The organism is Desulfobacter latus, from assembly GCF_013389365.1.
GTDB lineage: Bacteria > Desulfobacterota > Desulfobacteria > Desulfobacterales > Desulfobacteraceae > Desulfobacter > Desulfobacter latus.
Genome location: NZ_JACADJ010000067.1, coordinates 1 through 22,698 on the forward strand (window position 1 = coordinate 1; position 22,698 = coordinate 22,698).

The 22,698-nt window shown below is 49.0% G+C and carries 19 protein-coding genes; 11 read left to right on the forward strand and 8 right to left on the reverse strand.

Annotation, left to right across the window (positions count from 1 at the left end; translation table 11 throughout):
• Positions 1-199 precede the first annotated feature (199 nt).
• Positions 200-415 carry a DUF1841 family protein gene (locus HXW94_RS15110; RefSeq protein WP_178367734.1) on the reverse strand — a complete coding sequence of 72 codons (216 nt, stop codon included), beginning with the start codon at positions 413-415 and terminating at the stop codon, positions 200-202.
• 405 nt (positions 416-820) lie between these two features.
• Between HXW94_RS15110 and HXW94_RS15115 the strand changes: the two genes are divergently transcribed.
• On the forward strand, positions 821-2,164 hold the full coding sequence (locus tag HXW94_RS15115) for an ATP-binding protein (protein WP_178367735.1): 1,344 nt from the start codon (positions 821-823) through the stop codon (positions 2,162-2,164).
• Positions 2,165-2,179: 15 nt separating this feature from the next.
• Here HXW94_RS15115 and HXW94_RS15120 read toward each other — a convergent pair whose 3' ends face one another.
• Entirely contained in the window at positions 2,180-3,025 is an 846-nt protein-coding gene (locus HXW94_RS15120; RefSeq protein ID WP_178367736.1) for an amidohydrolase family protein, read from the reverse strand.
• 25 nt (positions 3,026-3,050) lie between these two features.
• Between HXW94_RS15120 and HXW94_RS15125 the strand changes: the two genes are divergently transcribed.
• The 7 genes from HXW94_RS15125 to HXW94_RS15155 all read left to right on the forward strand — a co-directional run bounded on the left by HXW94_RS15125 (position 3,051) and on the right by HXW94_RS15155 (position 11,166).
• Entirely contained in the window at positions 3,051-3,794 is a 744-nt protein-coding gene (locus tag HXW94_RS15125) for a precorrin-2 dehydrogenase/sirohydrochlorin ferrochelatase family protein (RefSeq protein WP_246294103.1), read from the forward strand.
• A gap of 5 nt (positions 3,795-3,799) precedes the next feature.
• Complete coding sequence (locus tag HXW94_RS15130; protein ID WP_218576749.1) at positions 3,800-4,627, forward strand: cytochrome C assembly family protein; 828 nt, start codon at positions 3,800-3,802, stop codon at positions 4,625-4,627.
• Positions 4,628-4,651: 24 nt separating this feature from the next.
• A complete protein-coding gene (gene hemA / locus HXW94_RS15135) occupies positions 4,652-5,947 on the forward strand; it encodes a glutamyl-tRNA reductase (RefSeq protein ID WP_178367737.1) in 1,296 nt (431 codons plus the stop codon).
• A gap of 19 nt (positions 5,948-5,966) precedes the next feature.
• On the forward strand, positions 5,967-8,279 hold the full coding sequence (gene mrcB, locus HXW94_RS15140; RefSeq protein WP_178367738.1) for a penicillin-binding protein 1B: 2,313 nt from the start codon (positions 5,967-5,969) through the stop codon (positions 8,277-8,279).
• On the forward strand, positions 8,276-8,779 hold the full coding sequence (locus HXW94_RS15145) for a hypothetical protein (RefSeq protein ID WP_178367739.1): 504 nt from the start codon (positions 8,276-8,278) through the stop codon (positions 8,777-8,779). The genes mrcB and HXW94_RS15145 overlap by 4 nt, the downstream gene beginning before the upstream one ends.
• A 120-nt stretch (positions 8,780-8,899) precedes the next feature.
• Positions 8,900-10,129: an ATP-binding protein gene (locus HXW94_RS15150; protein WP_178367740.1), complete on the forward strand. Its 1,230-nt coding sequence runs from the start codon at positions 8,900-8,902 to the stop codon at positions 10,127-10,129.
• A 50-nt stretch (positions 10,130-10,179) separates the two neighbouring features.
• Entirely contained in the window at positions 10,180-11,166 is a 987-nt protein-coding gene (locus HXW94_RS15155; protein ID WP_178367741.1) for a hypothetical protein, read from the forward strand.
• A 37-nt stretch (positions 11,167-11,203) separates the two neighbouring features.
• On the opposite strand, the gene HXW94_RS15160 is transcribed toward HXW94_RS15155, so the two are convergent.
• The 5 genes from HXW94_RS15160 to HXW94_RS15180 all read right to left on the reverse strand — a co-directional run bounded on the left by HXW94_RS15160 (position 11,204) and on the right by HXW94_RS15180 (position 17,138).
• Entirely contained in the window at positions 11,204-11,917 is a 714-nt protein-coding gene (locus HXW94_RS15160) for an ABC transporter ATP-binding protein (RefSeq protein ID WP_178367742.1), read from the reverse strand.
• Positions 11,917-13,611 (reverse strand): ABC transporter permease, encoded by a 1,695-nt coding sequence (locus HXW94_RS15165; protein ID WP_246294105.1) that lies wholly within the window; start codon positions 13,609-13,611, stop codon positions 11,917-11,919. Before HXW94_RS15165 ends, HXW94_RS15160 begins: the two co-directional genes overlap by 1 nt.
• Entirely contained in the window at positions 13,575-14,621 is a 1,047-nt protein-coding gene (locus tag HXW94_RS15170) for a thiamine ABC transporter substrate-binding protein (protein WP_178367744.1), read from the reverse strand. Before HXW94_RS15170 ends, HXW94_RS15165 begins: the two co-directional genes overlap by 37 nt.
• Positions 14,622-14,811: 190 nt before the next feature.
• The gene (locus tag HXW94_RS15175) at positions 14,812-16,464 is read right to left on the reverse strand and encodes an AMP-binding protein (protein WP_178367745.1); all 1,653 of its coding nucleotides are present in this window, start codon (positions 16,462-16,464) and stop codon (positions 14,812-14,814) included.
• Positions 16,465-16,568: 104 nt separating this feature from the next.
• Positions 16,569-17,138 (reverse strand): cupin domain-containing protein, encoded by a 570-nt coding sequence (locus tag HXW94_RS15180; RefSeq protein ID WP_178367746.1) that lies wholly within the window; start codon positions 17,136-17,138, stop codon positions 16,569-16,571.
• 134 nt (positions 17,139-17,272) lie between these two features.
• On the opposite strand from HXW94_RS15180, the gene HXW94_RS15185 reads away from it, so the two are divergent.
• The 3 genes from HXW94_RS15185 (at position 17,273) to HXW94_RS15195 (ending at position 22,121) form a co-directional block, all read left to right on the forward strand.
• On the forward strand, positions 17,273-19,870 hold the full coding sequence (locus HXW94_RS15185) for a helix-turn-helix domain-containing protein (RefSeq protein ID WP_178367747.1): 2,598 nt from the start codon (positions 17,273-17,275) through the stop codon (positions 19,868-19,870).
• Between the two features lie 299 nt (positions 19,871-20,169).
• A complete protein-coding gene (gene iscB / locus HXW94_RS15190) occupies positions 20,170-21,462 on the forward strand; it encodes an RNA-guided endonuclease IscB (RefSeq protein ID WP_178367748.1) in 1,293 nt (430 codons plus the stop codon).
• A 101-nt stretch (positions 21,463-21,563) separates the two neighbouring features.
• Positions 21,564-22,121, forward strand: coding sequence for a hypothetical protein (locus tag HXW94_RS15195; RefSeq protein WP_178367749.1), 558 nt, complete (start codon positions 21,564-21,566; stop codon positions 22,119-22,121).
• Between the two features lie 67 nt (positions 22,122-22,188).
• On the opposite strand, the gene HXW94_RS15200 is transcribed toward HXW94_RS15195, so the two are convergent.
• Complete coding sequence (locus HXW94_RS15200) at positions 22,189-22,536, reverse strand: hypothetical protein (protein ID WP_218576750.1); 348 nt, start codon at positions 22,534-22,536, stop codon at positions 22,189-22,191.
• Positions 22,537-22,698 lie beyond the last annotated feature (162 nt).

Here is a 22,698-nt window from a genome sequence, read left to right on the forward strand (position 1 = left end):
TTTAAAATCCTCTTGTTTCCAAGGTAATGTTTGCCGCGTCAATGTTATGATCGGGTTTGGCGCAAGCAGCACCGGCTTAACCCCTTAAACCTGTTTAACCACTTACCGTAGAACCTGGAGCTGGCGAGTACCCCAGGGTACCTATTTCCGATCTAACGTAGTGCTCGAAGCACTTGGACTGGTCAACTTTGGGGCTTTTTCAAGCCCCTCGGTCTTTAGCCGAGGGGTAGTTGACTATTTCAAATATCTCGGTCGATAGAACGCATGCAAGCATCTTTAACACCTCTTGCTCAGGATGTCCGTCGGCAATCAGTCTGTCGTATGTTTCCTTCACCTCTGGAGGGTCGTCAATGGCTATCTGTTCCCTGACTCCCTCAATAATCTTCTCTCCTACATAGGGATTCGTTTCTTCCATGATGATTTCTGATTCCTATTTTTGCAACCAAGTGCTTATTTGAATATTATCCAACCGTCAGCTTTATTGGAGAGTATCCTGACTGCCACCTGGATGGCAAGGACGAATTTAACAGCCCGGATTTTGATTTTTACAGGGCGTTATTTTGATTTGTTATTGGGTGGTTGATATATACAAAGTGGCAAATCAAGGTCCTTATAAAATAAAAGCGGCGGATATGAAGCCGGGTTTAGATACTTGTTATGCCGTTACAAAAAGGCAAAACCCCATAAAAAGGGCGCAGCCACTATAATTATCCATTATCCATTCTATTTTCATGGATATAATGTGATTTTAATTATATTGTTCCTTAGAAAAATGTGACAATATACACATTATCCATTTCAAAAAACGGAATAATAAATTATGAAACGATTTGGTATAGAATACCTCAAAGAATGGAAAGTCTCCCCAGACCGCAAGCCACTGGTTGTAAAAGGAATACGTCAGGTAGGAAAGACATGGCTTCTTAAATCGTTTGGAGAGCGCTGTTTTAAGGATACCGCCTACTTCAATTTCGAGGAAAACAGGTCTCTGGACAGCTATTTTGCCGGAGATATCAATCCCGACAGAATTGTTGACGGCCTTTCAATTTTGCACGGCAAAAGGATCATTCCAAATGAGACACTGCTTGTTTTCGATGAAATTCAAGAATCCAATGCCGCACTGAACAGTCTGAAATATTTCCATGAAAAACTGCCGGAGCAACACATTGCCTGTGCAGGCTCCCTTCTTGGTATCACGCTTTCCAAACCCGGTTCTTTTCCTGTGGGGAAGGTTAATTTTTTTGAATTAAAACCATTCTCTTTTCTGGAGTTCCTTTACAATTTCGGAGAAGAAATGCTGGTTGAATATTTTCAAAATATTGAACTGACAGAGTCGGTTCCTTTGCCCATATTCAATAAATGCATTGAGTTGTTAAAAACATATTTTCTTGTGGGGGGAATGCCGGAACCCCTTGCCACATGGATCGACACCAGAGATATAGATCGGACGGAAAGAAGGCAAAAAGAAATTCTCCAGGCATATGAGCTTGATTTTTCAAAACATGCACCCCACTCGGATATTCCAAAACTGCATCAGATATGGCGTGCCGTTCCATCTCTGTTATCAAGGGAAAACCGTAAATTTGTTTATAGTGTCGTAAGGAAGGGGGCAAGAGCCAGGGAGTATGAGAATGCCATTTCATGGCTTGAAAGTGCCGGGTTGATATATAAAATTCACAGAGTCTCCAAACCGGCGCTTCCTTTGATTTCCTATACGGATAGTCAAGCGTTTAAACTCTTTTTTCCCGATGTGGGGCTTTTACGGGTGATGTCTCAACTGCACCCCGGTGCATTTGTTGAAGGCAACCGTCTTTTTACGGAGTTTAAAGGGGCTTTGGCTGAAAATTATATCCTTCAGGAATTGGTTTCCGGCAATGAGGCCTCTGATCCTCACTATTGGACCTCCAAGGCAACAGCAGAAGTTGAATTTATTATTCAGGTGGATAACAGCATGATCCCCATTGAAGTCAAATCCGGCGTCAATGTCAGGTCAAAAAGTTTAAAGATTTATAGAGATAAATACAACCCCGACCTTGCAATCAGAAGCTCGCTACTCAACTTGAAACAAGAAAACAAACTCCTTAATATCCCGTTGTTTCTTGCTTTTAGAATACCTGATTTTTGCAGAACCCTACTTGTAAATCGCGGGTTTGAAAATGGATAATTTAGGATAATTGATTTACAAGTCCGGGTACAAGGCCCGGGCATTTTCTCCGAGTACCATCCGTTTTTGATCTAAAGTCAGCTGTGACCGATTAATGTCGCTATAATACCTGTCCGGAGTAAGCAGGGGATAATCCGTGCCGAACAGCACTTTTTCCAGTACCCCGGCCTTGAGGGCCATATCGTAGATTGCCGGGTCATAAAGAAAAATAGACGCGGCCGTATCATACCAGATGTTTTTAAGCCGTTCTTTCATCTGTTTTTTCATGATGTGATAAAAAAAGATGCCGCCGCCCCAATGGGCCAGAATGATTTTGTTGTTTGAAAACGCCCGGGCCAGATTATCAATCTGCTCAAGGGTAACAGGGGTTTTTCCCGGATAGGAATGGCCCAGAGGTTCATTGGTATGGATCATACAGGGTAAATTGCCCTTGCGCTTGAGTACATCCATCACAGGTTCCAGACGTCGGATAGCCCGATCATCAATACCGGACAGATAAAAGGCCAGTTCCCCCACACCGGAAAGCCCTGCATCAATACAGCGTTCAGCCTCTTTTGCCGCATCTTTCCAGGATACATCAAAACAGGCCAGACCCCGCAACCGTTTCGGGTGGGCGGCGACCGCCTCAAGTACCGCATCATTGTTTCGTTTTGTGTATTCGGGATTGCGCCATGGAAATCCCGAAAGAATGGAGATATCAACGTCATGACGGTCCATGGCGTCTATCAGTTGAGACACCGTTGCAATCTTTGCTTTTGGGGAATCATATAAAAGCTTGAATTCAGGTTCGTTGTCAAAGAACGGGGTCCTGTCATCTGCAACGGCCTTGAAAAAAAGATGGGTATGTGAATCAATAATCACAGCATTGCCTTTAAAATGATAAACATTGAAAAAAACTAACAGGCAATATATATTAAACCCCCTGCTCAAACAAGGGCGAATAAGGGATGAGGTGATGGATTACTATCCGATTTTTTTAGATGTTAAAGACCGATGCTGCCTTGTGGCTGGCGGCGGGGCCGTGGGAACAAGAAAGGCGTTTGGCCTTGCCCGGGCAGGTGCCCGGGTCACCGTGGTCAGCCCTGACTTTTCAGATGAATTGTCAAATATGCCGGTTTCCGCCATTACGTTAAAGAAAAAAAATTTTGAGGATTCGGATCTGGACGGCATGAGTCTGGCGTTTGCCGCCACCGATAATATGCAGTTAAATGCCGGAATACGGCAGGCTGCCCAAAAAAAGAATATATTATGCAATATTGCTGACGGTCGGGACAAAGGGGATTTTATCCTGCCGGCAGTGGTGGAGAGAGGCGATCTTATATTTGCCGTCTCTACCTGCGGGGCCAGTCCGGCCCTTTCAAAGCACCTGCGCTTGGCGCTTGAGGCACGTTTCGGTCCTGAATACGGTATTCTTGCAGCCCTTTTAGGCCGCATCAGAGCCATTTTGCTGGAACGGGGACATGATCCCAAGGGGCACCGTAAAACATTTTGTGCCCTGCTTGATGCTGATTTGCCTGAAAAGATTGCCGCAGGACAAACCCGGCAGATTGATACCGTGCTTGCCGGGATTTTAGGTGAAGGCTTCAGCCTGGAAAGGCTTATGCCCGATTTCGGTACCAGGGAGTTGTAATCTCTATGAATATTCCTTTTATCCTTTTGCAGTGTGCAACCTTTTTTTACCTGGTCAGTACAGCCGGGTATTTTTGCTATCTGTTTTATCAGAAAGACCGGATCCAGCAGACCGCCTTAGGCGCTGTGGGTATCGGCGCCGTGGTTCATCTGCTTGCCATTGTTCTGCAAAGCGCGGCACTTGGCGGGCTGCCCATCTATACCCTTGGTCAGAGCCTGTCCATGGCAGGCCTGTCCCTTGCTGCCATGTTTCTCTATGTGCAGTACCGGTTCCACCTGAAAATTCTTGGGGTCTATGCCACGGCCATGATCACTGTCCTTATGCTTGCGTCCATTTTTCTGCCCGAGGCAACCCAAGCCCCGGACAAGATCTACAAGGGCATTTTCTTTTTCGGGCACATTGTTCTTATTTTTACCGGAGAGTCCATGCTGGCCCTGGCCTGCGGTGCCGGTATTCTTTATCTGCTCCAGGAGCAGGGCATCAAAGGCAAAAGTCCGGGTTTTTTTTTCAAACGCCTGCCGTCTTTGGATTTTCTGGATGCCGTGTCCTATACCTGTATTACCACGGGATTTGCATTGCTTACCTTTGGGCTTGTCACCGGCTTTATTTATGCCAGGTCCGTGTGGGGCAGTTTCTGGCGCTGGGACGTAAAAGAGGTGTTTTCAGTCGGTGCCTGGATGGTGTATGCGGTACTTTTGCATCTACGGCTTTATTCGGGGTGGCGGGGGCGCAATTCCGCAATTATGTCCGTGATTGGCTTTATCATACTAATTTTTACCTTCCTGGGGGTGAATTCCTTCCTTGGCGGGCATCACCAGGGATTTACCCAATAAGAACAGGACGCAGATTAACCCATTATGGCAAAGATAATTCTGATTGGTGCCAGTCATAAGACCGCGCCTGTGGAGCTCAGGGAAAAACTGGCTTTTTCCCACGCACAAATTGAAACGGCCCTGGAATTTATAAAACAGGATTCGGGTATCAAGGAAGGCCTGGTTTTTTCCACCTGCAACCGTCTTGAATTTCTCTATATACCCGGAAACCGGGTCTTGGAAGACAAAGATAGAATTGATGCGGTTATGCAATTTGTCTCTAAACTGAAACAAATATCTGTTTCTGAATTCAAATCATCCCTGTATATCCATACGGATGATGATGCTATCCGCCATCTTTTCTGCGTGGCGGCAAGTCTTGATTCCATGGTGGTGGGGGAACCCCAGATTCTAGGGCAGGTGAAAAAGGCCTATAAAACCGCCGTGAGTGCCGGTACCACCGGGGTTGTGCTTAATCGCCTGATGCACAAATCCTTTTCCGTGGCAAAGCGGGTGAGAAAACATACCGGCATTGGTGATAACGCGGTTTCCATTTCCTATGCCGCCATTGAACTTGCCCATAAAATTTTTGCCGACCTTGCCACCAAAAGCGTCATGCTCATCGGGGCCGGAGAGATGGCGGAACTGGCTGTTGAACACCTTATGACCCACCAGGTTAAAAATATTGTGGTGGTCAACCGCACATTTAAAAACGCCCTGGAACTGGCCCGCAAGTTCAATGGTCAGGCGGTTCAGTATGAGGAACGGGAATCTGCATTGGCGGATGTGGATATCATTATCAGTTCCACCGGGGCCACGGATTATGTGTTAACCCGTGACCAAGTCAAAGGCATTATGAAAAAAAGGCAGAACAATACCCTGTTTTTTATTGATATTGCGGTGCCCAGGGATATTGATCCCCGGATCAATAAAATATCCAATGCCTATGTCTATGATATTGACGATTTGAGAAATATTGTTGAAACAAATATGACCCGGCGGGAACAGGAGACCGTCAGGGCGCAACGGTTTGTGGAAGAAGCCTTGCTGGCGTTCCGCCGGTGGCTGGATGAACTGGCCGTGGTGCCCACGATCAAGGCCATCAATCGCAAAATGACTGACATTGTGAATCTGGAATGCGAGAAAACCCTGGCCGGCCTGCCCCATCTGTCAAAGGATGATGCGGAATCCATCCGCAGGATGACAAAGGCCATTGCGTCCCGTGCCATCCATGATCCCATTTTATTTCTGCGCAACACCGGTGATCACCGGGATGATTCTTTCTATTTGAATGTGGCCCGGCAGCTGTTTAATCTGGACATCCCGGATCACAATTATTAATTGAAGATAAGATAATTCAATGAAAATATTAAGACGGTTGGTCATTGTTTTAGTCTTATGTGTCTGCATGGCCTTTGGGGGCTATGCTTACCGGATCAACCATCAGGTGGCCGAGCGGTTCAAGGAACGGTTGTGGGATGTGCCGGCCAACGTATATGCACGTCCCATGACCCTTTATCCGGGGATGCAGCTGTCCGCCAAATCCCTTGGACAGGAACTGGATCTGCTGGGATACCGAAGGGTTGGAGCCCAGAAACAGCTGACGGTGCCGGGCACTTACACCCGGTACCATGGCCGGTTTGTTCTTAATTGTCGGCCGTTTGATTTTGGCGTGCAGCAACGTCCCCTGCGGCGCATGGAACTGACCATATCCGGCGGCCGCATTACGCAACTTAAAACCGAGGGGCGTAACATAGACATGGAACAGCTTGATCCGGTGGTGATCGGGCAGTTTTACCCCTCTTCCATGGAAGACCGTATCCTTCTGGACTCTGAGGATATTCCGGCATTACTTAAAAAGACCATTGTTGCCGTGGAGGATAAAAATTTTTATTCCCATTACGGCGTTGATTTTAAATCCATTTTCCGGGCCATGGTGATCAATATCCGCCAGGGCCGGTTTACCCAGGGTGCCAGTACCCTGACCCAGCAACTGGCAAAAAATTTTTTTCTTTCCCCTGAAAAAACGTTTAAACGAAAGATTAGTGAAGCCTTTGTCGCGGCAGCCATTGAGCGTCAATTTACCAAAGAAGAAATTCTTGAAGCCTATATTAACGAAGTTTATCTAGGACAGGACGGTGCCAGGGCTATACACGGGTTTGGATTAGGGGCTCAGTTTTACTTTGGCAAGTCTTTGGGGCTGCTTTCCCCAGGGGAAACCGCTCTTTTGGTGGGCATGCTTAAAGGCCCATCCTTTTACAATCCAAGGGTGCATCCGGACCGGGCCCTGGCCCGGCGAAACATTGTACTTGGCCTGATGGCAGACCAGGACCTGCTTTCATCCGCGCAACTGACAAAATCACTTGGCCGTCCCCTTGGCATTATTCCGGTTTCCCGGCAATGGCGGTTCCCCTTTTACCTGGATCTGGTTAAGCGCAGATTGCTTGACGCGTATCGTGAAAAAGATTTAAAAACCATGGGGCTGCGGATTTTTACCCCGTTGGATCCGTTGGTGCAGCTGGCTGCGGAAAAGGGGGTGGCGGATTTTATGGCGGGCAGAAATGCAAAGCTCCAGGCCGGTGTGGTGGTCGCGTCTGGTGCCACAAATGAAATCCAGGCTGTGGTGGGCGGAAAGCAACCTGAATATAAAGGATTTAACCGCGCCCTGGATGCAAAACGTCCCATCGGTTCTCTGGTGAAGCCTGCGGTATACCTTTCGGCCCTGGAGCGGCCTGAAAATTATACCCTGGTGACCCGGATCAATGACGGGCCTGTGTCATTGACGAGTGGCGGCCGTCTTTGGAAGCCCATGAATTTTGACAAAAAATTTCATGGGGAACTGCCTTTGTATCAGGCCCTGGTTCACTCCTATAATACATCTACGGTCAAGCTCGGCATGGATATTGGTCTGGAAACTGTTTTTGCAACCATGGCGCAGTTGGGATTCAAACCCGCTGCCCCGCTTGTGCCGGCAATGCTTCTGGGCAGTTTTGAAATGACGCCGGTCCAGGTTGCCCAGGTCTACCATACCCTGGCCTCGGGAGGATTCTACACCCCCTCACGGGTCATAAACGCCGTTTATACCCCTGACGGGGAAACGCTCCAGCGCTATCCGTTACACATTGAACAACACCTGGATCCGGGCGCCGTATTTCTGGTGGCCAAAACACTGCAGGCTGTGGTCCGCGAAGGTACCGGGAAATCTTTATCCAGGTGGCTTTCCCCGGATCTGGGCATTGCCGGAAAGACGGGTACCACCAACGATCTGCGGGACACCTGGTTTGCCGGATTTTCCGGCAATCGCCTGGCCGTGGTCTGGGTGGGCAGGGATGATAACAAGTCTACCGGGCTCACCGGGGCTTCCGGTGCCCTGCAGGTTTTTGGCCGGATCATGTCCCGGATCCCCAATACGCCCCTGGTCCTGACGCCACCGGAAAATATCGAATGGGCGGTCATCAATCCCAAGACCGGGCGTCGTACGAATGGCAATGCCCCCGGTGCCCTTGCTGTACCTTTTATCCGCGGGTCTGCCCCTGTTGTTTTTGATCCTGTTCCTGACCCTCCTGCTGAAGTCAAAACCCCAATCCCGGCAAGCCCCGGACCCGACAAGCAACCGGCCCAGAAAAAAAAGCCGCGATATCTTATTGACTGGCTCAAGGATGTCTTCAAATGAAACCCTATTGTTTTTGTCTTACTGTCATGGCCCTCATCGTTTTATCCGCCTGTGCGCCCAAAAGCCCTATCTCTATGCCCCAGTCCCATTTGCCCCCTGAATCGGTACCTGAGATCGGCGGGCCTGTAACGGATCAACGCACTGTGGCCGATGATTCGGCAATTGCGGATAGGGAAGAGGCCCAAAATCCGCTTTTGTCTGCTGTGCGCCCTGTTCAGCGTCCCCGGCCCAAGGCATTGACCCGGATGATCCGCAATGCCGAAAAGCAACTTAAAAATAAGCAGCCCCAGCTTGCCTTTTCCACCCTGGAGCAGGCATTGTATATTGATGGCCAGGACCCGCTGGTCTGGCATCTGATGGCAAGGGCCCGGCTTGACCAGGGAAATGTTGTCCAGGCGGTTTCCCTGGCCAAAAAATCCAACAGCCTGGCGGCTGCGTATCCGGACGTAAAGGAAAAAAACGCCTCGCTGCTTCGCCAAGCCCAGGGGCGTGCTGATTAGATTCATATCAGGTCTGTGTCGAATTAATATTGGAGTCCCAAAAAATATAGGCAATTTTAGTATTGCAATACCAAGATTGTGCTGTATATTAGTATCGAAATACTAATATGGAGATTGCCTATGCTTGATCAATTGTTTATCCTGCACAGGAACATCCTGGATATGACAGACCGGCCCTTTCACCGGTACTTTATAAAAAAATACGGTCTTGAAAACAGATTTTCCATTATTACCGGGCAGCGGGGTGTGGGCAAGACCACCGCAATTATACAATATATCCTGGAATTTACCCATAAGGATGTACTCAACAAAAAAGCGCTTTATGTGCCTGTGGATCATTTCAAAGTGGCGGGCCATGCCATTTATGATATTGCCGAGACCTTTGTCAATCACGGTGGTAAGCTCTTATGTCTGGACGAGATCCATAAATATCCGGGATGGTCAGTGGAGCTGAAAAGCATTTATGATTCATTTCCTGACCTCAAGCTGATTGTTTCCGGCAGTTCCGCGCTTGAAATCCATAAAGGGAGCCATGATCTGAGCCGGAGGGCCATCATCCATAAAATGACAGGTCTGTCTTTCAGGGAGTTTATTGAGATGAGACACGGGGTCAAATTGCCGGTATACGATCTTGAATCACTGCTGTCCGACCACGAAGCTTATTCCCGTGACATCACAAAGGAACTTGAAAAAAAAGATATGAAAGTGCTTCCCCTTTTCAACACCTATCTGCGTCACGGCTATTTTCCCTATTTTATGGAGTTTACCGATGAAAGAGCATATTTTACCATCCTGGAACAGGGGCTGCGTACAACCATCGAAAGTGACCTGCTTTCCATTTATCCCAAGCTTTCCGGGGTCAGCGTAAAAAAAATAAAACTGCTCCTTTCCGCCATTGCGTCTTCAGCGCCCTTTACCCCTGACATGAAACGGCTGAAGAACATGGTGGAAATCGGTGATGAAAGAACGCTGAAAACTTATCTGAAATATCTGGAAGATGCCGGGGTGATTACCTGTCTGCCTAAAACCGGCAGAAGTATCAGGAAATTGGAAAAGCCTGAAAAAATATATTTGAACAATACAAACCAGGCCTTTGCCATCAGTAACAGGACTGAAATCGGAAGCATCAGAGAATTATTTTTTGCCCGGATGCTCATGGAATCGAACACCGTGGAAATTCCCCCCAAAGGGGATTTTCAGGTTAACGGCAGGGTTATTTTTGAAATCGGGGGAAAAGGCAAAACCTTCAGGCAGATTAAAGACCAGCCCGATTCATACCTTGCCCTGGACAATATAGAACAGGGGATGAATGCTAAAATACCCCTGTGGCTGTTCGGCTTTCTATATTGACAAGCGGGTTTGTAATTGCACCTTCTGGACGACTTAGCAACGACCTGGACATGGAAATTTTATTATCTTCAATAGCGTTTACGGCGGACCTGGTGTTTCGAATGGGTTCGGTCATGTTTATCAGCCTTTTCGGGGTGGAACTGTTCATGCAGATGGGGCTGATGCGCCATCTGAAACCTTTTGGGAAACCTGTGGCAAGGGTCGCCCGGCTGCCGGCTGAAACGGCGGTTTGTTTTCTGGCCGCAGTCGGTTCCATGATCGCGGCCCACACCATGGCGGCTCAATTCTATACAGACGGACGCTTTGACGATCGTGAACTGCGGCTGACCGGCATTCTCAATACGGTGCCCTTTCATTTCAAGGAGACCCTGACCTTTCAGCTTCCCATTGTCCTGCCGCTGCTCGGCGCTCGCCTGGCCATGATTTACATTGCGGCTTTCTGGCTTAACGGTGCATTGAAACTTGGCTATGTAGTGGTCCGTGGGAGGGCCTGGGGCAATGGCAGGGAACCTTTGGAAATCGGGGATGATCCGTTTTCTGCCTACGAATGCACACCGGAGGATGCGGACTGCCTTAACCGCAGTTTTATCCGGCTTTTGAGAGACGCCTGGCATGCAAGAAAAAAACTGTTTTTCAAAATGACGAGTGTGCTGGCTGTTGTGACTTTGCTGGTTCAGGTATTGACTGAGTCGGGAATGTTGTCCTGGGTTGAGGCAGGCATTGCCCCGTTGACATCCGCTCTTGATTTGTCTCCGGCTGTCATTGGTCCGCTCACCACCTATATATTCAATCCGGTTGCCGGGATCAGCTACATGTCAACCCTGTTGACCCAAAACAGCATCAGCGGCTATGAGGCGATCACGGCCCTGATGGCCGGCGGTCTTATCATGATACCCGTTACCCGCCTGCGCCGGACCCTGCCTCGATATATAGCTATTTACGGGGCACGCAATGGTGCTGCCATCTGTTTTCTGACCATGGTATTTGGTCTTTTGTCCAGAATACTGGTTCTGGCCTGGATTCTCTTGTTTTATTAATTTTTAGACAGACGCTTAAATGATGGCCATAGAAACATCAGGCCATAAACGATTTGACCCAGTCGTTGACCGGATGATGGATAAGATTATCGGGGCTGCCTTGCTGGACAATTTCGCCCTGGTTCATCAGGATGATCTGTGATCCGGCGGCAAAGGCTTCTTTGTGGTCATGGGTGACAAAGATGGTGGTGATCTCCAGCCGTGAGAAAATCTGTGTGAGTTGAGTTAACAGATATTTTCGCAAGACCCGGTCCAGTGCGCTTAAGGGCTCGTCGAGCATCAGCAGTCTGGGGTCCGGGGCAAGGGTCCTTGCCAGGGCCACCCGCTGGCGTTCGCCCCCGGACAGTTCATCCACTTTTCTGCGTTCAAATCCTTCAAGATTGGTCAGCGCTAACATTTCCGCCACAATCGGGGCCTGTTCCCGTCTGGAAATGCCCTTCATTTTCAGGCCGAATGCAATGTTGGCAAATACATCCAGGTGGGGAAACAGGGCATAATCCTGGAACATCATGCCGAAATTGCGCTTGTGCGGGGGCAGGTTCAGGATGGACGCGCCGTTGAACAGGATATCGCCTGCGTCCGGCGTATCAAGCCCTGCAATCATACGTAACAGCGTGGTTTTTCCGCAGCCCGAAGGACCAAGCACAGACAACCGGCTGCCCCGGGGCAAATCAAGGTTAATGTTGTTTAGGACATAGCTGCCTGTTGCACTGATTTTGCTTACGTTGTGTATGATGAGCTCATGTTCCATTAAAATTGCTGTATTCCTTTTGAACCGATTTTTTCAATGAGAATAAACCCGGCTGCCGTGACCGCCATGAGAAGGGTGGAAATGGCCATGGCCTGGCCGTAATTCATGGCGCCAGGCTGGCCTAAAAATCGGTAAATGGCCAGGGGGATGGTGGGCGTGTGTGGGCTTGCCGTAAAAATGGTGGCGCCGAATTCCCCCATGCTGATGGTAAAGGCAAACACGGCACCTGCCGTCAGTGCGCCGGATATCAGCGGCAGGTCAATGCATCTGAATATTTTTCCCGGAGATGCCCCTAACGTGGCAGCCGTCTCCCTGATGTTATCGGGAATGTTTTTCAGGGCAGGCAGCACCGCCCGGAGTACAAAGGGAAATCCCACCAGGGCATGGACCATGGGGACAAGCAGTGGTGATGTGCGCAGGTTAAGCGGTGGCCGGTCCAGGGTGATGATAATGCCGAATCCTAAAGTTACCGCCGATGTGGACAGGGGCAGCATAAACAACGGGTCAAAAAAGGCTGCAAGCCCTTTTGCTTTTGTCCGGTCCAGGTGATTCAGGCAAAGGGCGGCACACAGACCGGTCACAAGGGCGATCCCAAGGGCTGTTCCCGCAAAGATAAAGGAGAATTTAATCGCGGTAAAAGGCGGGACATGGAAAATCGAGCCGGCTGGATTGTCAAAAATGGCCCGGTAATACATCAGGGATAATTGCCCCTCATGGACCAGGGACTTGCCCGCAAGCGCGGTTAAGGGGAAAAGGCATAACAGGATAATAAAACCGGTATTTCCTGCGACTGCGGCTTTTTCCCAGGCTTTTTCCGGTTGTTTAAAATGGGTATGATTGCTTTTGGGTGCAAAGCGGACCGCCTTTCGGGAAAAGGCGGTGTAAAAACCCATGAGTACCAGGGTAAACCCGATTTGAACCAGGGAGAGAAAAGATGCCACCGGCAGGTTGAACATATGGGCGGCCTGGCGGTAAATCTCTGCCTCGATGGTGGAATAGGCCGGTCCCCCAAGAATCAAAATAATGCCAAAGCTTGAAAAGCAGAAGATAAACACCAGAAAGGATGCCGCCCATACCGCAGGCATGAGAAGGGGCAGGGTAATATGGATAAATGTCTGAAACGGTCCTGCGCCGAGCATGGCGGCCGCTTCCTGGACATTTGCCCGCAACCCAGCCCAGAAGCTGGTCAAAATTCTGAGCATGACCGAAAAATTGTAAAATACATGGGCGATGAAAATCAGAACCAAAGGATGGCGTATATTTAACATGCCCAGCCATCCATTCCTGCCGAAACTTGCGTCAAGGGCGGCCGCCACCACCACGGCAGGCAGAACAAAGGGGATGGAGGCGGACAGGGTTAAAAACTGTTTACCTTTAAATTCGTAATGGGACATGACAAAGGCGCACGGAAAAGCAACGGCCAAGGTCAGGCCCGTGGATACGGCCGCCTGCCAGAAGGTAAACCGAATGATGTGATGAAGACGTTGCGATCCGACAACCTGATCTATAAAAGACAGGTCAATGTGAAGGTGTGCGGGGAAGTCCGGTACAAAACTTCGAAGAAAGATCCCGGCCAAGGGATAAAAATAAAACACAAGGAAAAAGACAAGGGGCACCAGCCCTGCCAGCACATAGGGGTGTGTATAACGCCTTGTTTTCACCGCAACAGGTTTTCCGTCCATTCCCGGAGCCATTTATCCCGGTTCCGGTTGATCTTCTCTGGGGGCAAAGAGGCCGGCGCATTCGTAATTTTTGCATGTTTTAAAAACACGTCCGGCAGCTTGGCCTTTGTACTGGCCGGAAACACAAACATCTGCAACGGGATGTCTTCCTGGAATGTTTTACTTAAAAAAAAGTCCATGGCCTTTTTTGCAAGATCCGTATTGGCACTGTTTTTCAGGATGCCTGCAAATTCAATCTGGCGAAAGGCGGATCTATTCTTAATGACGATACCGGTGGGGGCTGTGTCCGGTTTTTCTTGAGCATAAAAGACTTCTGCCGCAGGACTTGAGGCGTAAGAAACCACAATGGGACGATCGCCTTGGGAAGCGGCGGTGAACTGCCCCCAGTAGGCTTCCTGCCAGCCGTTTACCACCATGACCCCGTTGGCTTTGAGTTTCTGCCAGAAAGAGATGTATTCCTTTTCCCCGAAACGGCTGATGGTCGCCAGAAGAAAGGCAAGCCCCGGGGATGATGTGGCCGGGTTCTGGACAACGGTGAGATCTTTGTATGCCGGGCGGATCAGGTCTTCAAGGCCGGCCGGAGGCGCAAGATGGTTTGTCGTGAACCATTTGATGTCATAGTTGAGGCATACATCACCGAAATCCACGGGTATCAGACGGTTTTTGTCATCCAGTAAGAGGGATGTGTCAATATCTTCAAAGCCTTTGGGGGTGTAGGGAATAAATATATCATTGTCTATCGCGCGCCCAATGAAGGTGTTGTCCACCCCGAAAAACAGGTCCGCCATGGGATTGTTTTTGGACAGAATCGCCTTATTTAATGCCTGGCCGGCATCGCCGGAACGTAAGATCGTGATGTCCGCACCTACGGCCTTTTTAAAATCTTCAAGCACGGACTCCGACATACTGAAACTGTCATGGGTCATGATGGTCAACTCCCGGCACAGGGCTCGGCCGGTGAGCATGGGCAGGGTTGAAATCAAGCAGACAATGATAGTGGCAACAGCGGCAGATATTCGCATTTCTTATTTTTTTTTATTTTAGAGTCTGTTTGGTTTTGTTGCAGGAACCTTCCATAAAACGTGTAGGGGCAGGCCCCCGTGCCTGCCCTCTTTGGGATTGAAAACATGGGGCAATCACAGGGGGTTGCCCCTACATAACCGGATAGGCATGGAATAAAATATGCCATATTAAATTTTATAACATTGGGGATCAGCGTCTTTCCGGCCATATCTCTTCCGACATCTCCGTCAATTTATATTTCTGGATCTTGCCCGAGGCCGTCATGGGATATTGATCAATAAAATGAACATACCTGGGAATTTTATACCGGCTGATTTTTCCCCGGCAGAAATCCTGGATATCGCTGGGTTCAATGTTTGCCCCCTCTTTCAGAATGACAAAGGCGCCAACCTCTTCACCGTATTTTTTGCTGGGCACCGCCGCCACCTGGACATCCCGGATTTCATCCATGCGGTATAAAAACTCCTCGATCTCCCTGGGATAGATATTTTCCCCGCCCCGGATGATCATGTCCTTGTGCCGGCCTGTGATGGACAGGTTGCCTGCTTCGTCCATGACCCCGAGATCACCTGAGTGCAGCCAGCCCTCCGCATCAATGGCCTCGGCTGTGGCTTCGGGATTGTTGTAGTATCCTTTCATGACGTTATATCCCCTGCAGCACACTTCACCTTGTTTGCCCGGGGGCAGTTCTTTTCCTGTGTCAAGGTCAATGACTTTGACTTCAAGGTGGGGCAGGGCGCGCCCTACGGTTTCCGTCCGCACCCGGATGTCGTCGTGGCTCCGGGTTTGGGTCAAGCCCGGAGAGCCCTCGGTCAGACCGTAGACGATGGTGATTTCGGTCATGTTCATCTTGTCGATCACCTGTTCCATGACATGGATGGGGCAATTAGAGCCTGCCATGATGCCGGTGCGAAGGGATGAAAAATCAAATTTGTTAAAAAGGGCGTGTTCCAGTACGGCAATGAACATGGTGGGCACCCCGTAAAGGGCGGTACACTTTTCCTGCTCCACCGAGGCCATGATCAAAAGGGGATCAAACCCTTCAAGGATCACCATACAGGTACCGTGGTTTACGGCGGCAAGCACCCCGAGCACACAGCCAAAGCAGTGGAACAAGGGCACGGGCAGGCAGAGCCGGTCATCCGGGCCGAAGTTCTGGTTGGCACCGAGCCAGTAACCGTTGTTGCCGATATTGTAGTGACTGAGCATAACACCTTTGGGAAACCCCGTGGTCCCCGATGTATATTGCATATTCACCACATCATGGGGATCCAGGCTGTCCTGGCGGGCCTGGTATTCCGCTTCGGAAGTCATTACAGACAGGGCCCGGATTTCGGGAATGGTATACATGCCCCTGTGTTTTTCAGGGCCAAGAAAGGCCACCCGTTCAAGATGGGGGAATTTTTTAGATTTCAGGTGGCCGCGCTGACAGGTTTTCAACTCCGGCACCAGTTCATATATGGTGGATATGTAATCCGTGTCCTGATATCCGTCAATGAGAAAGAGATTTTCACATTCGGATTGGGTGAGCAGATATTCAAGTTCCGCTGTTTTATAGTTGGTGTTCACCGTGAGCAGCACAGCTCCGATCTTAGCTGTGGCAAACTGCAAGACAACCCAGTACGGTATATTTGTGGCCCATATGCCTACCTTTTCCCCTTTCTTAACGCCCAGGGCCATCAAACCCTTGGCGGTTTCATCTACATAGGTGGCAAACTGGCTGTAGGTCAGGCGAAAATCCCTGTCTACATATATAACGGCGGGATTGTCCGGATATTTTTCAACTGTTTTGTCAAGGATCTGCCCTAAAGTCAGGGATTGCAATGGCAATGTTTCGTCCATATGATGCTCTATTCCTCTTTGGCTGATTGTTGATGTCTTTAGTCCTATTTCCCTTTTGTTGTGGGTTGGTCTGGGGCTCAATAGACCAACTCTGCCCATGGCTGTTATTCCGGAATATAAACCACTGCGTAAATTTCGGCCTTTTCTTCCCCGATACAGGAAACATAATGGGGAACCACGGAGTTGTAATAGATGGAGTCGCCGGGCTTCAGTTCATAGGTCTTATTGCCGTAGATCACTTCCACAAGACCTGAAACAACAACAATAAACTCTTCACCTTCATGGGAAGACAGTGTTTTTTTCTTTGCGGATTCAGGCATGATTTCAACAAAAAAGGGTTCCATGTGCCGGTCTGATTTCCCTTTGCCCAAAGCATAAAAATTTAAGGTCGGGGCTTTGTTGGTGCCGTCAAGAACGGAAAAACTGTCCGCCCGCTCCGCCTTGCGGGCAATATAGGGATCACTGCTGTCCTGATCATCCAGAAACGTGCCTAACCGTACACCCAGGGCCCGGGCAATTTTCATCAGCGGACCCAGGGGGGGGTATATATCTTCTTCAAGCATGGTCTTGATAAATTGGGGATCAAGGCCGGCTGCTTCGGACAATGCCGTGGTATCCATGTCCCGTTTCTCCATGAATGATAAAATCCGCTGGTTGACTTTTCCTGTATCCATCCATCCTCCCTAAATATATTTTTTAAGATTATAAGAAATATATTGATATAATATATCACAAAATTTTTGTCAAAAAATTCATAAAATTCAGGACAGTGGACAAGATATGGGTTTTTTTGTTATAAAGCGTGTCCATGGATACTGCACAATCCACATTACCTTCTTTTGAAGGCAACAAAAAAATCCAGGCGGCCCGGGCCTTTGTCGGGGAAACCCTGTGTCATATCTATTTGACCGGCAGGGCCGGCACCGGTAAAACCACGTTCCTGAAATCTTTATCTGATTTCTGCCCCAAGCAGTTTATTGTTGCGGCGCCTACAGGCGTTGCCGCCGTAAATGCCGGGGGCGTGACCCTGCACTCTTTTTTTCAGATTCCGCTGGGGCCTTTTCTGCCCGGACAAAGTGATCGACCCCAGGACAACCGGCGGTTTTTCAGGTTCTCAAAGGTTAAAAAACAGATTATCAACGGCCTTGATCTGCTGGTGATTGATGAAATTTCCATGGTCCGGGCCGATCTGCTGGATGCCCTGGATGCGGTGTTACGGCGGCTGCGCCGGGATGAGCGGCCCTTTGGCGGGGTGCAACTGCTGCTTATCGGCGATTTGTTTCAGCTTCCGCCGGTGACCAAAGCCGATGAATGGAACCTGTTGTCCAATTATTATGCGTCTCCCTATTTTTTTTCAAGCCAGGCCTTAAGTCGTTCCGAGCTGGTGACCATAGAGCTTGAGACCGTTTACCGTCAAAGCGATCCCGATTTTATCCGCCTGCTCAATGCCGTACGTGAAAACCGCATGGACCGTCACTGTACCGATATCCTCAACCAGCGGGTTCAGCCCGATCCTCCGGACCAGGGTTACATCACCCTGACCACGCACAATCGACGGGCCGAATCCATCAATGATTTGAAACTTGCCCGGCTTGGGGAGACGGCACACACCCTCACTGCAGATGTATCCGGAGATTTCCCGTCCCATGCGTTTCCCACAGGAGAACAGCTTACCCTGAAACCCGGGGCTCAGGTGATGTTTCTGCGCAATGACGCCTCCCCTGATAAGGTCTATTTCAACGGCACCATCGGGCAGGTCACCCATGTGGGCACCGACACCGTAACCGTGGCCTGCCGGGGCAGTGCCGGAAGGGCGGCCGGGGAAAGTGCATCCGATCAGACGGACGGCCCGGTTGTGGAGGTCAAGCCGGTGGATTGGGAAAATGTGACATATAAGGTAAACGAGGAAGATAACACCATTCAACAGGAGGTGGTGGGGAGATTCAAGCAGTTTCCCTTAAAACTTGCCTGGGCCGTCACCATTCACAAAAGCCAGGGGTTAACCTTTGACCGGGCCATTGTGGATGCAAAAAATGCCTTTGCCCACGGCCAGGTTTATGTGGCCTTAAGCCGCTGTACCGGCCTTGACGGGTTGGTACTCACCGCGTCTATACCGCCCCACGCCCTGGGCACCGATCCGGTGGTGGTGGATTTCATGAACCGGACGGCTCCGCCGGATCAGGACCTTGCCGGGATTTTCAGGTCTGCCCGGGCCGCCTGCCAGCAGAACCTGGTACTTAAATGCTTTGACTGCGCAAGTTTCAGGCGATTGTTTTTTTATTTTATGCGGTTGGTTAGGGACAACCGCAATGTGCTGCGCATCCCCGGGCTTGGTGAGCCGGCGGAACTGGAAGCCGGCGCCCGGGACCAGCTGTTCCAGGTGAGCGATAAATTTCAGATTCAATTGAAAGGGTTGATGGCACAAGATCCTTTGCCGGAAACAAGTGCCGTTATCCAGGCGCGGGTGCAAAAAGCCAGTGCCTGGTTTGGCAATACCCTGGAGCAGGTGTTTGGGCGTCTGCTTGAAAAAGGCGCCGTGGATACCGATAATGCGGCCCTGGGCAAACAGGTGCAAAATGCCCTGGACAATTTAAAGCGGGAAGTTCGTGTTAAACGGGCCGGCATTTTATCCTGTCAGGACGGATTTTCCACAACCACATACCTTCGGGCTGTGTCATCCCAAGCCATGGCAGATGCGCCGGGAAGTCAGTCTAAAAAAAGTTCCGGTTCATCTACTACGGATTACACCGAACTTGACATTGCCCACCCTGAAATGTTTAAGACCTTAAAGGAATGGCGGACCCGGACCGCAGCCGCTCAAAACGTCAAGGCGTTCCAGGTGGCCCACCAGAAAGTCCTGGTTCAGATCGCAGTCTGCCTGCCCCGGTCGAAAAAAAGTCTGAAAGCCTTGAGAGGTGTTGGTCCGGCCACCGTGGAAAGCTATGGTGAGGAACTGCTGGCCATGGTGGAGACGTACTGCAATGAAAAAAATATCCCGGGCGATGAATCCCCTGCGCCGCGTCCTGCAGAACAGGCCTCAAAGAAAGCGCCGGGACCCCCCGGTAACAAACCCGCGGGCACGGATAAGGCTGCAGCACCCCAGGCCAACACCCGGGACATCAGCCTGATGCTGTTTAAAGACGGCCTGTCCGTGGACAAGATTGCCGAAGAACGAGGCTTGGCCCCGACCACCATCCAGGGGCATTTATGTTCCTTTATTGCCAAAGGCGAACTGGCTGTGGATCAGTTGGTGCAAGACAAAGAAAAACAGGCAGCCATCGCGGCAGTCGTATCGCCGGATAAAAATTTGACCCAGATGAAAGAAGAACTGGGTGACGATTATTCCTACGGTGAAATCCGGGCTGTCGTGGCTCACCTGCAACATCTTGAATCCGGGGACGGATAGTCATGATCGATGATCATTTTTTATTTTTTATGCGGCGTTAACCGATTTCACCACAAAATCTACGTCAACTACCCCTCGGCTAAAGACCGAGGGGCTTGAAAAAGCCCTAAAGTTGACCAGTCTAAGTGCTTCGAACACTACGTTAGATCGGAAACAGGTACCCTGGGGTGCTCGCCAGCTCCAGGTTCTACGGTAAGTGGTTAAACAGGTTTAAGGGGTTAAGCCGGTGCTGCTTGCGCTAAACCCGGTCATAACATTGACGCGGCAAACATTACCTTGGAAACAAGAGGACTTTAAAATTGAGCGTATTTGTTCTGGATACAAACAAAAAACCGCAGAATCCGGTACATCCGGCAAAAGCAAGACTGCTTTTAACAGAAGGGAAAGCCGCAGTTTTCAGACAGTTCCCCTTCACAATCATTTTGAAAGAGACCGTCTTGGACGTGGCATCAAACCCATTGCGGATCAAGATTGATCCGGGCAGTAGAGAGAGCGGAATTGCCGTGATTAACGACGATTCCGGAGAGATTGTTTTTGCCATGGAACTGAGACATCGAGGCCAACAGATCAAAAATAATCTGGAATCAAGACGAGCCATCAGAAGATCCCGGAGAAACCGGAAAACACGATACCGAAAACCGCGCTTTGATAACCGGACCAGGGCGGAAGGATGGTTGCCGCCTTCATTAAAAAGCCGGGTTCACAATATCGAAACCTGGGTCAACCGGTTATGCCGGTTTTGCAATATTCAGGCAATTTCAATGGAGTTAGTTCGGTTTGACATGCAGAAAATACAGAATCCTGAAATATCCGGTGTCGCGTATCAGCAGGGGGAACTCATGGGGTATGAGGTACGGGAATACCTTCTGGAAAAATGGGACAGAACGTGTGCCTACTGCGGAAAAACAGATATCCCATTGGAGATTGAACATATCGTGCCGAAATCGAAAGGCGGTTCCAACAGAGTCAGTAATCTGACACTGGCCTGTACGGCGTGCAACAGGAAGAAGGGGAACAAGCCCCTAGAACAGTTCCTTTCAAGGAAACCGGGACTGTTGAAGCGAATTCAAAAGCAGTCCAAAGTGCCGCTCAAGGATGCGGGCGCCGTCAACACGACCCGATGGGACTTGTTCCGTACCTTGAAAAAAACCGGACTGCCGGTTGAAACAGGCTCCGGCGGTTTGACAAAATTCAACCGGACGACCAGGGGACTTCACAAAACGCATTGGCTCGATGCCGCCTGTGTCGGGAAAAGCACACCTGAAAAGATGTTTCAGATCGATAAGGCCGTGTTGATTGTAAAGGCAGACGGTCATGGCTCAAGACAGATGTGCAGGGTAAACAAGTTCGGATTCCCCCGGACAACAGCAAAGTCAACTGAGAAAAAAGTCAAAGGGTTTCAGACGGGCGACATCGTCAAGGCGGTTGTCACTTCCGGCAAAAAGGTTGGAACGTACACCGGGCGTGTCGCTGTAAGAAAAAGCGGTTCGTTTAACATTAAAACAGTGGACAAAACAGTACAGGGCATTAACTGGAAATACTGCAGGCTGCTTCACGCATCTGACGGCTATTCCTACAATACGACGTGCTAAGGTCCGGTGCCTGGGCTAATATCTTAATTATAAGGAGGGCGGCAATTCCTCCCCTGAGCTAAAGACTCAGGGGTTTCCTTGCCGCATTTTATGAAAAAAGTATGATTATAGACGCGATTCAAAAATCGAAAAAAACATTTCTGATACTTGGACTATTTTTAGCCATAGCAATTACAATTAATTTTTTTGTCTTGAATTTTTTTGATCAGAAAAGTTCATATCGAGCCGCACATAGCTTGGTTGGAATTCTCACTTTAATGGGATTTGTATTCACGTTCTCAAACTCAGTTAGTTCGAAAATCAGATTAGTATTTATGTTTTTTATCTCACTTATCCCATGTTATTTCGGAACAGTCTTTCCAGATCTGGACATTACTTTGATAGGAATTGGGGGACATCGGAATCCAATCTTTCACAGTGGATTATTGTTTTTTTTAATTTTATTTTTTGCAAGACGTTTCAAATCGGTCTTCCTAACCTTGATTATTGCGGGCTTTGGCGTCGGTATAGGTTCTCATCTGATCTGGGACTTATTCGATCAGGCAGATGTACGATGGATTCCTGGTGGTTTCCTTGATAGTTTCTGGCTTGGCCTTAACGGATTATTTTGTTTAATTTTTGCCAGAATTTTTTTATTGTCTCGGTTGGATATTTCCTGATTATAGATAGACGGGAAAAAATTTTTCCAAAATTTCCGTTTTTATAAAGCTTGTGAACATCTTATTTTTATTTTATATCCCTCAATCGTTTTTGAATAATTGGATCGCCGGTAATGCTTGGGGGGTCGGGGATTTTTAATTCATTCATGAACGCTAATCCCGCTTCATCAACACCGATAGCCACTTTCAAGTTTTTTAAGTACAACGTAAAATAAACAAGGGTGGTCTTAACCGCCACCTTCGTGGAAAGGACGGGGTACTCTTTGATAGATCTTAAAAGATCCAGATTGAATCCAACCTGGTGTCCTTTAAGAACCCTTTCTTTGAAGTTTGGAACCAGCCAGAGTACATTTTGTTTTTCGTCATAGGCCAGTCTGCGAGCCTTGAAGTGTTTCGTGATAAAATAAAGTTGCATTTTTTTATGCTCCACCGCGCAATCGTTTTTAAAATATGCTGTCATTTACCACAATTTTCAGGTTCTGTCATTTTAGGGGTGGTCCCGTATTTTATATATAGAGAACAAAGTATAATTTTATAAAAAAAGTATATATATTTTTTATTTATTTATATTTTCAGA